13 protein-coding genes are annotated in these 16,367 nt (G+C 36.0%); 8 read left to right on the top strand and 5 right to left on the bottom strand.

Translation table 11 applies throughout. The features are described 5' to 3' along the window. Entirely contained in the window at positions 1-348 is a 348-nt protein-coding gene (locus QWU_RS00415) for a TrbC/VirB2 family protein (RefSeq protein WP_006590428.1), read from the bottom strand. Positions 349-490: 142 nt separating this feature from the next. Between QWU_RS00415 and QWU_RS00410 the strand changes: the two genes are divergently transcribed. Continuing rightward, positions 491-1,213, top strand: coding sequence for a nuclease (locus QWU_RS00410; RefSeq protein WP_006590427.1), 723 nt, complete (start codon positions 491-493; stop codon positions 1,211-1,213). 108 nt (positions 1,214-1,321) lie between these two features. Here QWU_RS00410 and QWU_RS00405 read toward each other — a convergent pair whose 3' ends face one another. After that, positions 1,322-1,711, bottom strand: a complete 390-nt coding sequence (locus QWU_RS00405; protein WP_017195933.1) for a hypothetical protein — start codon at positions 1,709-1,711, stop codon at positions 1,322-1,324. An 843-nt stretch (positions 1,712-2,554) separates the two neighbouring features. Here QWU_RS00405 and QWU_RS00400 point away from each other — a divergent pair. Both QWU_RS00400 and QWU_RS00395 read left to right on the top strand, forming a co-directional pair. Then, positions 2,555-3,400, top strand: a complete 846-nt coding sequence (locus QWU_RS00400) for a TIGR01459 family HAD-type hydrolase (RefSeq protein WP_006590425.1) — start codon at positions 2,555-2,557, stop codon at positions 3,398-3,400. Then, the gene (locus QWU_RS00395) at positions 3,400-4,401 is read left to right on the top strand and encodes a bifunctional riboflavin kinase/FAD synthetase (RefSeq protein ID WP_017195932.1); all 1,002 of its coding nucleotides are present in this window, start codon (positions 3,400-3,402) and stop codon (positions 4,399-4,401) included. Before QWU_RS00400 ends, QWU_RS00395 begins: the two co-directional genes overlap by 1 nt. A 658-nt stretch (positions 4,402-5,059) precedes the next feature. Here the strand turns inward: QWU_RS00395 and QWU_RS00380 are convergent. Then, positions 5,060-5,389, bottom strand: a complete 330-nt coding sequence (locus QWU_RS00380) for a protein tyrosine phosphatase family protein (protein WP_006590422.1) — start codon at positions 5,387-5,389, stop codon at positions 5,060-5,062. A gap of 415 nt (positions 5,390-5,804) precedes the next feature. Between QWU_RS00380 and parA the strand changes: the two genes are divergently transcribed. The 5 genes from parA to QWU_RS00340 all read left to right on the top strand — a co-directional run bounded on the left by parA (position 5,805) and on the right by QWU_RS00340 (position 10,907). Then, positions 5,805-6,431, top strand: coding sequence for a ParA family partition ATPase (gene parA, locus QWU_RS00375; RefSeq protein ID WP_006590421.1), 627 nt, complete (start codon positions 5,805-5,807; stop codon positions 6,429-6,431). Continuing rightward, positions 6,431-6,658 carry a plasmid partition protein ParG gene (locus tag QWU_RS00370; protein ID WP_017195929.1) on the top strand — a complete coding sequence of 76 codons (228 nt, stop codon included), beginning with the start codon at positions 6,431-6,433 and terminating at the stop codon, positions 6,656-6,658. Before parA ends, QWU_RS00370 begins: the two co-directional genes overlap by 1 nt. A 1,243-nt stretch (positions 6,659-7,901) precedes the next feature. After that, the gene (locus tag QWU_RS00360; RefSeq protein WP_006590418.1) at positions 7,902-8,177 is read left to right on the top strand and encodes an EexN family lipoprotein; all 276 of its coding nucleotides are present in this window, start codon (positions 7,902-7,904) and stop codon (positions 8,175-8,177) included. A gap of 184 nt (positions 8,178-8,361) precedes the next feature. Continuing rightward, the gene (locus QWU_RS00355; RefSeq protein ID WP_006590417.1) at positions 8,362-8,571 is read left to right on the top strand and encodes an EexN family lipoprotein; all 210 of its coding nucleotides are present in this window, start codon (positions 8,362-8,364) and stop codon (positions 8,569-8,571) included. A 1,928-nt stretch (positions 8,572-10,499) separates the two neighbouring features. Beyond that, positions 10,500-10,907 (top strand): hypothetical protein, encoded by a 408-nt coding sequence (locus tag QWU_RS00340; RefSeq protein ID WP_006590415.1) that lies wholly within the window; start codon positions 10,500-10,502, stop codon positions 10,905-10,907. 309 nt (positions 10,908-11,216) lie between these two features. Here QWU_RS00340 and QWU_RS00335 read toward each other — a convergent pair whose 3' ends face one another. Further along, the gene (locus QWU_RS00335) at positions 11,217-14,120 is read right to left on the bottom strand and encodes an autotransporter outer membrane beta-barrel domain-containing protein (protein ID WP_017195925.1); all 2,904 of its coding nucleotides are present in this window, start codon (positions 14,118-14,120) and stop codon (positions 11,217-11,219) included. Between the two features lie 133 nt (positions 14,121-14,253). Continuing rightward, positions 14,254-16,158, bottom strand: a complete 1,905-nt coding sequence (locus tag QWU_RS00330) for an autotransporter outer membrane beta-barrel domain-containing protein (protein ID WP_017195924.1) — start codon at positions 16,156-16,158, stop codon at positions 14,254-14,256. Between the last annotated feature and the right edge of the window lie 209 nt (positions 16,159-16,367).

The raw sequence follows: 16,367 nt of genomic DNA, 5'->3' as shown, positions 1-16,367 counted from the left end.
TTAATTGGAAAGCATTGATACGATTTGCGTTGCACCCATAACAATGCCGATACCAACACAAACGAAGAAAGCTTTGCGCATTTCAACATAACCAGCCATCCATGCAAGTCCAACACCAGCAACCGCAATTGTGGCAATAGATTTTGCAATGGTTCCTGTTAAGGCTTTGACTATTTTTTGAAGCAGATCGTCAATTTTTCCGAAGCCCTCTGCAAATGCTGGTTCGCTTAGTGCTATAAAGGCAATGAACAACATAAGGATTGTTGTTAACCATTTCTTTTGTGTGTTTGAAAAGGCTAATTTTGATAAAGCACGACTCTGCGTAAAATGATTGTTTGTTTTTAACATCGAAATGTCCCCGCATATTAGAATAAATTGCTTAATATTAATTTACTGTAATGTATAATATAAAAAAATAAAAAATACTATTGTTTTAGTTATAGTATTTTCTTTTTTAATGAAATAGACAAAATTTTTTATAATATACAAAATGATACTTTTTAGAAAACCTTTTCGATTATTATTTAAATATCTGATTTTTATTTATATTATTATTTTTATTGTTTTGTATTTTCGTCAAAATGCTACAGATTTTATGCAAAATACTGTTGTGCAAAAAATACAGAAAACAGTGGAAAAACAGTTTCAAGAATCAGATCTAAAAATGTATGATCACAAACAAGAAATGCCTTTACCTTTAGAGTCATTGCCAAAACAGTTTTATGAAGAAAATGTTCCTGTTTATTCTGGTGCTATACAAGTGACAAGCGGCGTTACTTTTAAAATGATCACGTCCATGGATGAGGGGTGGAGAAAAAAAATCATTCGCAATATCCGATTATATGGTGTTGAGTCTTGTGAAATGCGGCAATTCGCTTCACGCCATGGAATTAAATGGCCATGTGGAGCTTTTGTTACGGCATGGCTTGTGACAAAAACAATCGATAAAAATGTTACTTGTCGGCAAACGCGTGTTGTTCAACAGGTTTATTATGCACAATGTTTTGTTGATGGGGTTGATTTGGCACGCTTGGGACTTTCAGAAGGCATGATGGTATTGACAAACGATCAGCATCATTTTCCCTCACCAGCGGATTATAAAAACTTACAATCAGTTGCGCAAAAAGCACAGGTGGGATTGTGGTCTAGCGAATTTGAACCGCCAGAAGAATGGAGAAGAGATCATGGAAGCTATAATCCCATTGATCCTTAAAGATTTTCAAGAAAATTGAAAAGTAAGAAAAATAACAGCACGGTTAAGTCGTTTTCTGTTAACCGCGCTGTGTATGAGTACGTTGAGGGTATGCTTTGTTGCGTAATTTTAATCAGAGAGAAAAAAACGAATATTTGGTGGTGACAGACGAAATAAAAGGATGTCATAAAACCAACTGAGAGCTACAGAAGAACAAAATAGAATAATAAAGATAATTGTTGTGATTATGAAAGGTCCTCTAAACTCTACCGTCCTAGGTCCCGGCATTTCTAACCAGTATACTAGAATACTCATACCGAGCATAACAAAACTTATTCCCTGTATGATGTTTAGTATGCGCTTAACCAGTCCACGAATAGTATAGAGAAAAAGAAAAATGGAGTAGAGCAGTACGTTATGCCTTTTTCTGTATATACGGCGTAAAATCTCTCGTTCTGGTTCTGAATTTATTTCTTCTACTTCTTCTTCAATTTCTTGACGAGTGATCAAATCATCCATTATGTCCCCCTTAATTTCTCCATTCAATAGGCACGGCTTTGTTTGTCTCTCACTGCATTTTTCATTACATGGCAGAAATAAAATATGCAACTGTTACTTTAATTTATTGGTATAAAAGCCAAGGTTTGGTGGTGTAAAAGGAGGTTATAGCCTGCATAAGAAGAAATCTGCTGCTTATCATAAAAATTGATGACTGATACTTCTCGTATTTTTTTCCTCTTTGAGAGAGCTTAAGTGGAGCAGAGGGAAGGGCGTATTTATCATTTCTTTTCTCTTTTATTGTAAAAAAATAAAAGTACGTGAAAAAACCATTCTTTATATTATTTTTTAGTATAGAGATAACTTTTCTAAAAGATATTTAGAATCTCTGCATTAAGTTATTTTAAACAATAAATTTTAAATATTCTTAGATAATCTATGGTGCGTTTACTGAAAAGTTATTATTTTATATAAACAATGTTGCAGAATTTATAGGCTCAATATGCTGTTTCTCCTCAAGAAAATGCATTTTAGAAAAGCGGAACTTTTTCTTTTTTTGCAGTTTTCTTATACAATTATTTATTCGTTGATTGTTAAAATAAAAACTTGAGTGTTTTGGAGCAAAAACTGTAGACAGTCATTTTGAGAATGAAGGTTTTTATAAGAAGAAGGTAGATTGTACAATTCCTCATTTTGCTATGAGGTGTTTTAGAATTTTGCACTTGGTTTCCTAGAGGCTGTGCTTCGTTTGGTGCGGGGAAAATACAGTGTTGAGACAGCAGATGATAGAAGAATGCTCTTTTAATAAGAAATTTTAACGCAAAAAACAGTTTGATAAATGGCAAGAATATAAATAGGTGCAAGATGAATGAACTTACCCATATTGAGACTGTTATAGCGCATTACGAAGCTGTTTTTTGCGATGTGTGGGGTGTTGTGCATAATGGTGTGCATGCATTTGAACCAGCATTGGAAGTGCTGTACAAAATTCGACAGATGGGTAAAAATGTCATTTTCTTAACCAATTCACCCCGACCGCGGGAAGATGTCATTGTTCAGTTACAAAATATGAATGTTCATAGTGATTATTATGATGCCATTATTACTTCAGGAGATGTAACGCGTGATCTTATTTGTGCTGCCCCGCGTAAAGTTTTTTTTATTGGTCAACAACGTGATTTGGTGTTGTTTGAAGGATTGGATTGTGAATTGGTGGAAGAACGAGACGCTTCTGTTGTGGTTTGTAGTGGCTTTCTTGAAGAGCTTGATGAAGAACCAGCTGCCTATAAAGAGATGTTTTTGCGTATGCGTGGGCGGAATTTGCCTTTTATTTGCGCCAATCCCGATGTAATTGTTCATTATGGAAATCAAGAATTTTGGTGCGCTGGTGCATTGGCGCGTCTTTACCAACAATTGGGAGGCGAAGTGCGTGTTGCCGGAAAACCCCACGCGCCTATTTATGAATGTGCCTTTGAACATTTAAAAAAAATTCGTGGAAGAGTGGTGAAAAGTCAAGTTTTGGCTATTGGTGATGGTCTTTTAACCGATGTCAAAGGTGCTGTCCATTTTGGTCTCGATGTTCTTTATATTATGGGTGGTATTCACCGTTATGATTATATGCAAAACGGTGTGTTGGATAAGCAAGCTTTGCAATCTTTTCTTGAGCGTCATGGTTATGAACCACAAGCAATCATGTGGGCTCTTCAGTAATGTCTGAATTTTTGCGTCTTCAGGGGATTGATAGACTTCCTATAACTTGGCGGGGAGCGGTGTTAGCACTTGGAAATTTTGATGGTGTCCATCGTGGACATCAGGTGGTGCTCCAAAAAGCGCTTGATATAGCGCGTATAAAAAATAAACCTGCTGTTGTTTTAACCTTTGAACCCCATCCAAGGAGTTTTTTTCAGCCCTCAGCGCCTGTTGATCGCTTGACAGAAGCTGCTGAAAAAGCAGAAATTTTAAAAATCCTTGGGTTTAATGGAGTGATTGAACAGCCCTTTGATGCAGATTTTGCAGCTCTTTCAGCAGATCAATTTATTCATGCCATTTTAAAAGAAGCTTTTGATGTTTATGTAGTGGTAACGGGTGAAAATTTTCGATTTGGTTACAAAAAAAGTGGAAATTCACAGCTACTTTGTCAAAGAGGAAAAGAATATGGATTTGAGGTTGTACAGATGCCTTGCTTATCCACCACGCAGGATGCACAGCAATTGATTGTTTCTTCTAGTTCTGTTCGTAAACTTCTCTCTCAGGGACAAGTGGAAAAGGCAGCCCATTTGTTGGGCACGCGTTACCGTGTGCGTTCAGATGTTATTCAAGGTGAGCAACTTGGCCGTCTTTTGGGGTTTCCGACTGCTAACCAAGCGCTTCCTCTCCAAGTCAGTTTGGCACATGGGGTTTATGCCGTACGATTGCGCCGTGCTAACGGTATTTTACATGATGGGGTAGCAAGTTTTGGTTGTCGCCCAACGGTTGTTAAAGATGGTGCTCCGTTGTTGGAAACTTATTTGTTTGATTTTAACGATGATCTTTATGGGGAAAGTTGCACCGTTTCTTTTTTTCAGTTTTTACGTGGGCAAAAAAAATTTGATGGGCTAGAGCCTTTGATTGCACAAATGCAACGTGATGAAAAAGCCGCAAAGGCAATTTTAGCAAAAGTACAACCCTTATCACAATTGGATGAGCTGCTTACTTTTAAAAATATGTCTTAAGTTGATCTGCAAAAGAGATAATGGTAGCAAAAATAGCACTTAAACTGACTATGATCACGAAGATATATTCTAAAACGTTATGCAATATATGCTTTTTGCGTTGGTGAGAGGCGGCATCTAATAGATGCAGATCAGATTTAAGTATTGTCTTTATCTTTTTCATAACTTTATGAAATTTTATGATTCTTCTATGAAACTTTACTGCTTGTTTCTTTCTGATCTGTTAAAATTTATGATGAAAGATGCTCGAACCAATAAAGGTGTAGAAAACTTATTCTGTGATCGCGATAGGCAAAAAATGCTGTTTTTTAATTGTTTGTGGTCAAGCAATCAACATCTTTTCTTTGTACCTTGTAAGCAAGGTTGGTTTATGAGGAATAAAGTGTTTGGAAAAAAATAAGAATACCTGTTATGAATGCTCTCAAGTGTCAAGGAGGGATGGCAGCATTTTGTGCTGGTAGAATGTGTGATGGTGCCGGTTTGTATCTTCATGGGTGTGGGGCGTTGGTGCATAATGTTTTTATCGTGATATGGAGCTTTTACCACCCATGGATGGGCTGGGGAGTATGAGGGATGTCTCTTTAAAATAAGCCTATGGATATACAATATCATGGCACGTGGAGAGCATTTGTGGGGTATGATCTCCATTAAGGCAAGTTTAAAGGCAGGCTAATTGATAAAGATATCTTGAGCGTGTTCCGTGATGACAATAGGCGAGTAGGGGTCTGGGGGCTTTTTTTAAAATTGTTTTCATGGCTTCAATATCTGATTGTTTTATGGAAGGTGGTACGATAGGAATATAGTGGGCTGTTATGCCATATTCGTCTGCTGTTGCTTTAATGGTGCAAAAATCAGGTTGGTGAGGCTCTTCTTGATCGGGACGGTTACAGATAATCGTTTTAAAGCCTGCTTGTGCTAATATTTTGATATTTTCCACGCTGATTTGACTACTAATAAAAATATCGTGGTCAATTTTTTGTATGTGCATTTTGTTTTTCTCCCATACTGCTCTCTTCATAATATTTTTTGCTATACTCAAAAAAGATGCTGAAGAGAAATATTATGAAAGATGAGCGTTTGTTCATATTTTTAAAAAAACTCTCCTTTGCTGAGAAAAAGACTTGTTTTTGAAACAGTGGATTGCATTGTGATAAATTTTATTTACTGCATTTTCGTTAATGCTTTGATTTATAATTACATCTTCTATCATTTTTTCTCATATAACCTTAGATCCCTAATAGAGACAATATTTTTGCTTTCATCCCTTTTATATCAAGGGAAAAACTTTGGCTGTTTCTTTATCATGGAATAGGGGAGATGCGTTTTTTGCACGTGTGAGGTGCTTGCCTCCTTTATCGTTTTCTGTATAATCGTAAAAACGATAAAGCTGAAAGGCGTAATGAATGATTATTGGAATCTTGAATCAAAAGGGAGGGGTAGGAAAAACCACTTTGAGTGTGAATCTTGCTGCTAATTTTGCGTACTCTGGAGCACGTGTATTGCTTATTGATGGTGATCCGCAGGGGAGCGCATTGGATTGGGCTGCTGCGCGTGAAGAGGCCCCCTTGTTTCCAGTGCTCGGTTTGCCGCGTGCAACGATTCATAAAGAGATTACACAGATTTGTCATGATTATGATCATATCATTATTGATGGGCCTCCACGCGTAACTGATCTTGCTCGCAGTGCTCTTATGGCTTCGGATTTTGTGCTCATTCCTGTGCAGCCTAGTCCATATGATATTTGGGCAGCCGATGGTATTGTAAAGCTTATTGATGAAGCACGGGTTTATAAAGAAAATCTTAAATCTGCTTTTGTTATTAATCGTAAAATAGTTAATACAGCGATTGGGCGTGATGTGGGAGAAGCTCTTGGAGTATATCCCCTGCATGTTCTTTCTGCAACCATTGCTCAGCGTGTAATTTTTGCGGAAGCTGCAGCACAGGGAAAGGCCGTCTATGAAATCGATAAACATGGACCAGCGGCAGCAGAAATTGAAGCTGTTGCACTGGAAATCAAGGAGTTCGTATGATGAGTAAAAAAATTAAGATCGGGACAAAGCCAACTAATAAATCAATTCCTTTAACAGCTGATGCATGGGTGGGAAATCATAAAGGCAATGATGGCGGTATGAAGCGCCTCACAATCGATGTGCCGGAAAATTTGCATCGCTTGATTAAGGTGAGTTGTGCAAGTCGCGGGACAAAAATAGCAGATGAGGTGCGCGAATTGCTTTCAAAGAAATATGGAAAAGTGTAAAAAATAATACAATTCCATTGGTTTAGAGTTTTTTTCTAACAGGTAGATATTATAGATACATACTGAGCGGTGATGTCTTATGATTATACATTATCTGGTTTCTCTGTTGTTTTGCGTTCTTTTAACAAGGCTTGGTTGAATCAATTTGAATATAAATCACTAGAGAATAAATGCGAGCTGGTATGAAAGAGAATGCGCACTTTTTATAAGTGATATCTTCTTATAGTAATGAGAAAGAAGGGCGGTTGTGATGGTCAAACAGATAAAAGTACCATATTTGATATGCGTTTATCTGGAGAAATGTTAGCATATCTACTCGTACTATGGTTAAGAAAATTACTGTATTTTACAGCATTTAACATTCTATAATTGAATATAAGGATAGTTTTTTCTCCATTCCTCGTCTATAGGTATGATCATCCGTAAGCTTATTTGCGCCAGAGTAGTTGAAGAAACGCATAGATTTTCTTTAAGAATTGTGTTGATAACGTTTTTTAATTTGAAGTTAGCGCTTGTTTACTTTATTATGAAAAGCTAGTGGTGTTGATTATTTTCTTAACTATAGTTTTATTATTAAACTTTATTGAAGTTCGGAGGGAGGCTGAAAATAAGTTTTTTATTCACTAATAGGGTTGCTTAGTAAAATTTGCCTTCCGCTTAAAATCTACAAAAGAAATCTCCTTTCATTTGCTTGATATTGTTTTATGGCTCCACATTCTTTGATGGACTGTGATGTTTTTTTGAGGGAATGGAACCCGATTTCTTTGTTTTTCTGAGACATGTAAGGTTGTTTTGGAATATTGCTTACAGTATTGTTGTAAGGATATAGGAAATTATATCAAAACTTTTTTTCCGGCAATATAGATATGGTGGATGAAATTCGTGCATGAGAGATGTTGTTTTTGTTTGCGAGAAAATAGCAATGATGACAGATATTGCAAGTGTTTCATGGGGTATTTGTGATATTTTGTTTTTGTAACCAAGTATTTTTTTGAAAAAAGGAAGTGGTTAAAAAGCTTTTTGAACAAGGCAAAGATGTCTCAATTGCTGCTGAGGTTTGAGGACTTCAATCACGATGAACAATTGTGCTGGGAGTGTTGCAAATGTAAGCTGCTCTTATAATTCAGTATGTTTGTGTTGCAGCTATGAGCATTTCTCAAAGAGATATATTGCAGGTGTAATAAAAAATGATGGAATACAACCCTATAGCCATTAAAGTGTAAAACAAAAGAGGGGTAAAATTATGAACAAAGTCATTATTACAGCACTGCTGCTTTGTACTGGATTTGTTGCTGTTGGTTGCAAAAGGGACTACAGCGTGGAGGATTTTAAGAAAGATAAGGAATTAATGAAAGAATGGCAAAAGAAATGTACGGAGATGGGGCTATCTTCACTCGTGAAATCCAAAAATTGTCAGAATGTCGTACAAGCTGGTATGGAGCTTTTTCGAGAATATTATAAAAATCTTGCAAAGGAACTTCTTGACGATCACAAAGAGAAAAATGAAACTGGAAAATAACAAGACAACAAGTAAATTATAAACAATATATGAGGGCACGATTTTTTTATATTTTGTTTAGGGTTATAAAAAGTTACGTACAGAGGAGGGATAGAATTTTTGAACATGCACAATGAACTAAATGTACAATTTTAATGGGATTTGTGCTAAAATTTTGTAAATCTAAAAGAAGGGGAATTTATTTATGAACAAAGTTATCATCACAGCATTGCTATTTTGTACTGGGCTTGCGGTAGTTGGTTGTGAAGAAAAGGTCTATAGCGTAGAAGATTTTAAGAAAGATGGAGAGTTACTCGATAAATGGTATAAGAAATGCGCGTCTGCAGGCCCGTCTTTTCAGGCATCTGAGAATTGTAAAAATGTTTTGAAAGCAACTCTTGGATATGGTATGTGAATTTTTAATGTGAAGTTGAAAAACTTTACTTAAAATCTCCTGAATCTGAAAAATAATAGTATAAAAGTGAAGTTTTAGACAAAAATAAGTGTCTTGTTTTTTCTGCTTTAAGTGAAAGATCATCTTAACTTGAAAAGTAAAAAGAGAAAGGCTTTAAATAAGAAACTCTGCTTTATGCAGAGTTTCTTATTTTTCTGGATGCTAAGTTTTTAGCAGTTATAAAAGAATTAGATTTGTATCTAAAATATCAGTGCAAGTTGCATTACGGTGATAGTGTCTATCATACAGAGCAAAAAACAATGTTATCTCTCTGATTTCAATTTTCTTCCAATCAATGGACAAAAGCATAAAGTTGAACAAAATAGAGAGTTTGTCTGGTGCATTTGGAAAGATGGCATATGTTTGGTTGTTAAGTGAATGCTTTCCAGCAAAAGTAATTTTGTTACAGATTGGTGAGAAGGGTAAGAGCTTTTGTTTTTGGGGGGTGGAAGTGCTCCTTTTAAAAGCGAATTGAGAAAAGAATAAATATTCTCTTGGGTTGTTAAAAATGCACATAAAAAATAAAGATTAACACAAGAATAATTAAAGACAGCAACTGAAATTAATGCCTGGGAGATTTGGTTGTCTTAACATTCATATCTTCAAATGTTACAAAAATTCGTAGTACTTATTTGTTCAGATTATACAAAAACTTGGGAAGGTACAGCTATTGTGTTTTTCTTAACAGAGCTAGCGCGACGAGAGCATTGATGGTAACAATCAGGGTTAAATAAAGCATAGCAGATTTTATCATATCAACCATAAAAACCTCTTGCTGTTCTTTTTTGTTCATAACAGTATGTTACAGTTATAATATATGCTGATTAACATATGCGGCAAGCTTAAATTTTTTCTTATGAGAATAGTGTTTTTATACTGTGAAGTATGAAAAAGATGAAGTTTTACTGTTTAGGAACTTCTTGTTTTGATGATTTTTACGTATGGGGTTTAAATGTAACAAAGCGGCATTAGCAGCAAACCTACACAATATTTAATGCAGTGATATGGATTTAATGCAGTGACATGGATTTAATGCAGTGATATGAAGAAGATGATGTCATACAGAAATGCTGTAAACTTCAAAATGAGACAATTTAAAACTCTCGAAAGCTTAATAAGACTGTATGTTTTTAAGAACTCTTGAAAGGGAAGCAAAAATCCTATATAGTCTTTTATTGCAAAGAAAAGCTAATAATTTTTAAAAAAGGCAGATTTGTAGTGAGTTAGCTATTTAAGGTGTCTTTTTTGAGAGTGCCGTGTGGCTGATCTGTTCAAAAGATTGCTCTTTTTGGATTTTATGCAAAATGCTATGTATGCAGAAAATAGCATGGGAGAGTCAATTTTTCTGGATGTGTGTAAGCCGGATTTGTTTGTGTGCTAAAAAGTATACAGCATCGGGTGCATAAAAAGCCAAAGGCTATGGAGGGTGAAATGCTAAAACCTTTAACTTGCTGAAATTTTTAATGCGTTTAAGTTTTTATGTGCTATGGATTTTATCGGCATATGAGCGTGTTAACACATTATCGTTTTTTGTCTAAGTCGATATAGATAATACAGGCAAAAGATTTGCGGCAGAGTAAATTTGGAGCTTTCTGACATATACAGAGCGATATGATGATTTGCGGCCTTTTGGTGAATTTTTATCACGCTAAGAGTAAGGGGAGCAAAGAAAATATTCCACATAATGCGTTAAAAGTCTAATAGCTGTTATGCTTTTTGAGATTATCATGTTGTGTTGGAGCAATATTAGCACAATGAATTTATGCACAATGGAGTGCAATTAAATGTATGAGTACGATTTGGGTGTATCAGCATTTAAAGAGAAGGTCGTTTAATCTTCCTTATTTGCTATTTGAGAGCAAAATTGAGTGATATGAAGGGGAAATAGAATGTCGGTCATGCAATATGGTGATGATAGCTTTGCAGCAAAAGCAAAAGTCCTTGATAATAATCTTATCGATCGGGATTGGGCTATGACAAAATTTGTTGCTGCTGTTAAAGGATTGGCACAAGTTGTCGATTATGAAAGCAATATGTTAGAGAGCAATGGTGTTCCAGATTATGAAGAAATAAATTTATGTAAAATACGTGGCTTACGTGATCTTAATAAGTCTATAAGTGATGTAAAACGCTATATGAATGAAGATATTGAAAATGAGGTTGAAAATTTACTAGCGGGTTTACAGAGAAAACTACATCGTAATAGTGAGTTGCTTCAAACACATTTGGATGCTGTCAATGATCTTTCACAAGTGATGCAAGTTGTTGCACGTACGAAAGAAACAGAGGAGCGGTGAACAAAATTCAGTTCATAGAGGAGATTCTTGGTAGAAAAGTGAGAGGATTAGGATTTGTTTAGCGGGCATATACCCGTAGGTGTGTCGTAATTAGATAAATTTGATGCGTATAGCAAAGATCTGCTCTTTAACTAGAGAGAATGGTATTAGTGAAGAAGAGATGTCATTTTTTTTAATGATTGGAAAAGGTTTTCCTGCCTATTGAATGACATTTTAGCATGTTCTCGTAAGATTTTATGCAAAACAAAATAGAAATTATAAAAGGCAGCACTTTTAGCTGCCTTTATTAAAATTAATACCGACTTTGCTTTAGAAATGATAGCGTATTCCACCAGAAAAATTGATTCCAGATACACCAGCTTTTTGCAGTTTTTGCCGATAACTAATATCACCATGGAGAGCAATATTTTGAGAGAGGAAGGCATTAACACCAACACCACCTTCAATAGAAGAACCGGTAGGATCAAGATAAAAACTGTCGACAATTTTTATTGTTTTACCATCAGCAAAAGCTTTGGTCACATTTAGTTTACCATAGAAAGAAACAGCATGACCTTCTTCCATAGTTTTAAGAGTTTGTGTTAAACGTCCACCAATGCGTACCAACCATTGATGCGGATTGCCCATATCAACTTCAAAATTATTTGCATCTGAAAGTGTATCAAACATAAGATTTTGATAAATAAACTGCGCTTGTGGCTCAAATATGAGTCCTTCCATACCTGTTGCTAATTTTTGGCCAATAGTTGCAGATATATTGAATGTTTCAGTGCCATCTAATTTTGCAGCATTGCCAATAAGAGCTGTAGTAATATTTCCTTTTAAAGCTCCGTAAGAAAGAAGCGCATTTACGTACATACCGTTGCTATGTCTTATATCACTGTAAGCTGTAAGAGACCACTTATCAAGAATTGTCTTTTCAGAATCTTCCATATCTTTTGGCGTAAAGGCAAGTTTCCCGTAGGTTCCTAAAAGACCAAAATGTGTATTGATATCTTTCGCTTCTAATGCTGCTAATACGACACCTATTTGCAGCGCACCATAATTTACATCAGCACCGTAACCATAATGTAGAGGATCACGATTGGAAGATAAGGTAACTTTTTCACCATAGGAGGATAAAAAGAGAGCTTTTTTCTTCTTATTTTCTGCTTCAAACATTGTTGTATATATATTGTCTAACAATGCGTTTTGGTTTTTTACATCAGTAAATCCAGCAGAAAATAAAACACCAGGTGCGACCAAATAATTCGCTACTTGTGGTACAAGAGCCCTGATCTTCTTGTCTTTATCAAGATAGGCATTTTGCAAGCGGAAATCCCAGAAATCACGGTTATTCTTACCAAAGAGATTTTGGCTTTCATGGGATGTTCCTGGTGCGTAGGCGTTGAGTGTATATTTATAAGGTAACCCACCCATCGTTATATATTTTCCTGCTAATGTAAAGGAACTTTGATCTGCTTTTCCAGAAACTTGAATGACTGAAATTCCATGAGTCTCTGAAGGGAGTGAAGCCATATGTTCACCCCAAACAGAACTGCTATCGGCTATTCTTTTCTCCTTTTCTAGAAGATTGATGTGAACTACGGTACTGCCAGAGACATCACCATTGATGACAAGGCGATCGGTTTTTTGTTCCATTAATGGAGAATGACTGCTCCAGCGAGAGTTAAAATGAATTTCTGCAGAACCTTTTGCACTATAGGCAATTGTTGTATTTTGTTCTTTATTCTCTTGATGCGGATTAGGTCCTACCAATAAAGTTTGGTATTGTTCCTCTACAGGTTTGTCAAACACAATAACGCTGTTTGTGAGGCTTAGTTCAGAAAGGTTGGAATATGAATTTTCACTAACAGTAAATCGGGTATAGTCAGATGAATCCACATCACTATCTAGAGCACTCTTGCTTGGTTTTAAAAGCCATTTTGTGTTGTTTGTAAGATCAAAAATAGTCTTATTTTCTCCTAATGTTCTTGCTCGACCTTCTAAATAGGAATGATTGGTTGTTAATGTAAAGTTCTGTGGATTAATTTGCTCTTTTTTCATATTTTTTAATAAAATATCAGCATGAATTTCTGAATCTTTAAGATTAACTTCAGCATCTTTATCTAACCCATAAATGCTAATGCCTGAGCTATTTTCAACGAAAAGCTTGGTATTTTCGAAGACCACTTTATTGGAAGGATCTCGTTCTTGGATGGCATCCGCTCTTTTTTCAGCACTGTGTACATGGCGTTTTTCAGGCACATGATATGGATCATTCCGATGATATGGATCATTCCGAAACAAAATGCCATGTGCTTCATAAGCACCTGTGACATGTATGGTTGAATCCTTAAGGCTGATTTTACCATTAATGTTTACCAAACCAGCTGTTTCCGTTGTTACAACAACTGTTGTGGCGTCAATTACTCCCTCATTTGAGGTACTGAGTGCAACAAAATTTCCAATAACTGTACCTCCTTGGATTTTGACAAGAGAATTTTTTCCTTCTGCATGCACAGCAAAAGATCTGTCTTGAATGTTAACATCTTGCAAAATAACAGTTTTACCATCTTCTACTGCGATTCCAGATTTGATATTTTCACCTTGTCCTAGTTTTCCAGGCGGTATAGATGCTGACCGCACAGGGATTGGCTGTATTCCTCCTGCTGATTTTATAGTTTCAGCTTTTGCAAAAACTGGTAACGCTCCAGCTATGGGGCGTAATGCACTAATTTGTGCAGATATTGATGACTCTTCTACGGGTTTTGCAATTTCAGATCTTGTAGATGCTGTTAGAACTTCTGTTGCTGGTCTTGTAGCTAGAGTTTCTTTTGTGGTGTTTGGGCTAGAGGACGCAGGTGAATGTCTTCTAGATTTAGCGCCTGTTCCTACCGTTGCATCACCTGCTGTAGATTGAGGATTTGCCGGTGAAGATTGAACAGTTTCGGTATTTGATGTTTGTGTACTTTCTCGAGTACGTCTCGAGAGAAAAGTTGTATTTCCACTCGTTAGACTTGAAGATGGCACTTTTTCTTTAGAATTTTGAGAAGAAATTTCGACTGTTTCTGTAGGAGAAGGAGTTATGGTTGTTACGTAAGCCAGTTGTGAATATGGGAGATCTACGGCTGGTGTTCGTAAAGTATGTCTTTCACTATGTGCATAGGATAAATTAGAAGAAGAACAAAACAGAACTCCAGAAATGGTATATAGTAAAACGCTTTTTTTCATATAGATATTCCTAAATATTTTCTCCCCCTCCTTTCAGAAAAAATGGGAATTTCACCCCATTATGTTTTTTTGTAAAATACAAAATAAAACATATGGGACAGGTTTTACGTTTCAAGGTATGAAGTAAAGATTTTTAAAAGCGATAGCGCATTCCACCAGAGAGGTGTATTCCAGATATACCAACTTTTTTGAGTTTGTGTTGATAACTGATATCCCCATGAAGGTTGATATTTGGCGATAAATTTGCATTGACACCTAAACCGCCTTCAAGGCAAGTTTGCAGAGGAGAAAATTGAAAGCTCTTTTTACCAATCTGTAGGGTACTATTTTTACCGAAAGTGTTTATAATGTTCAATTTACCATAGAAGGAAACAGCATGGCCTTTATTTTGTGTCAAACGTCCACCAATACGCAACAGCCATTGATAAGGATGCCCCATATTCACTTTAAAGTTTTCTGCATTTGAAAGAATACCAAGCATGAGACGCTGATAAGAAAGTTGTGCTTGTGGTTCAAGTATTATTCTCTTAACAATAATTGGCACTTTCTGACCAATGGTGGCAGAGGCTCCCAATGTTTTTATACCACTTACTTTTTTGCTATTTTGAGTGAGAGCGGTGGCGATATCTTCTTTGAAAATTCCGTAAGAAAGCAATGTACTTGCATAGACGCCACTGTCATGCTGAATGTTGCCATATGCGGTGAGAGACCATTTATCTAGCGTATTTTTCTGAGAGCTTTGTGTGTTTTTTGGGGTGAAAGCTAATTTGCCATATGTCCCCAAAAGACCAAAATTTGTGCTGGTATTTTGATTTTTCAAAGCGATTAAAGTGAGACCTGCTTGCAATGCAGCGTAGCGAATATCTGCACCAGTACTGTGTGGTGGTGAAGGAGGATTAGAAGACAAGGTCATTCTCTCACCATAAGTAGAAAAGAAAAAACCCGTTTCCTTATTATCCTTTGGCTCAAACATCGTTATTTGCATATTGTCTAACAAGATATTTTGATTATGTATATCCGCAATTCCAGTAGCTAATAGGGCATGGGGCATTGTCAAGTAGCTTGTTATTTGTGGCGTAAGAGATTCCGTTTTTGCTTTAGAACTGATCAAGGCTTGAGATAAAGCTGTGGTTTCTTTATCATTTGCAAGCTGTATTCCACTCTCAGTTTTAGTTGCAGTTTTGCTGGCAGCATCAATTTTTGCTAGCAAATCTTTATAGCTTTTAAGTTGCAGAGTAACTTCACGATTTGTTATTGCGGATGCATTGTTTTTATCTTTTGCAATAGCAGGAGCAAATGCATTTTGTAAAGCATTGGTGGCGGTATTGCTTTGTCTTTGTAAGGCTCTATTCGTTTCGTTTAATTGATATTGGTTATATTTTTCAAGCACAGCATTAGCCAGCAGCATGTGGTTTATATCATGATTGTATTGGTTTGCCATAGCGTGGGTGTATACGCTATTATAGTGAGAATTTTCTGAGGAAGAGCTTTTAATGATATCTGTTTGCACATGATTTAAACCCTCTCTAAGTTTTTGAGAAAAATACGAACCTTCTCCTATCATGCCACCGGAAGCTATTGTTTTTAGCATTTCAAGGTCTTTGTCTTTCATTGTTGTTGTTTGGGCGGCTGTTTGGATTCTCATTAAAACATCGCGATTGTATTGATCAGCTAAGGCATTTGCATACATATGGCCGAGCCTCTCCACCAATTCGTTTTGATTTGCACTAGACCCACTACGACCAGTAATTGAAAAAAAACCGTTAATTCTAGATTTTTCACGTTCTAAAGCATCTTGAAGCGCTTGATTGAAATGTGGATTTTCTCCGACTGTACCAAAGGCACTCATCGTTTTATGGTTGTTTGTTTTCACAGTTGGGGTATTGATAAAGTTCTCTTGAGAATGACGATGAAAACCTTCAAGTGCACGGTGTGTTTGAAGGGGTAAACCAGAAGCGTTGCTTATATAAGTTGCATTAAAATAAGAAAAAAACAAAGTACAAGCGGTTGTGCATAATAATAAACGTTTTTTATGCATAGAAATGTTCCTGATATATTTCTTTTTTTGATAAAAACTTATCCATTTTTTAATGGAGGATATTTTTGTGATTTATATAAGCTAAGCAGCGCTGTTGATATTTCAGCGCTGTATATATTTTAAAAATAAAAATTAAAGCTTTTTAAAAGCGATAACGCATTCCACCAGAAACATTTATCCAGTAGACACCTGCTTTTTGAAGTTTATGT

Origin of the sequence: Bartonella birtlesii IBS 325 (assembly GCF_000273375.1) — a bacterium.
Classification (GTDB): Bacteria; Pseudomonadota; Alphaproteobacteria; order Rhizobiales; family Rhizobiaceae; genus Bartonella; species Bartonella birtlesii.
This window is presented reverse-complemented; position numbering and strand designations above follow the sequence as displayed.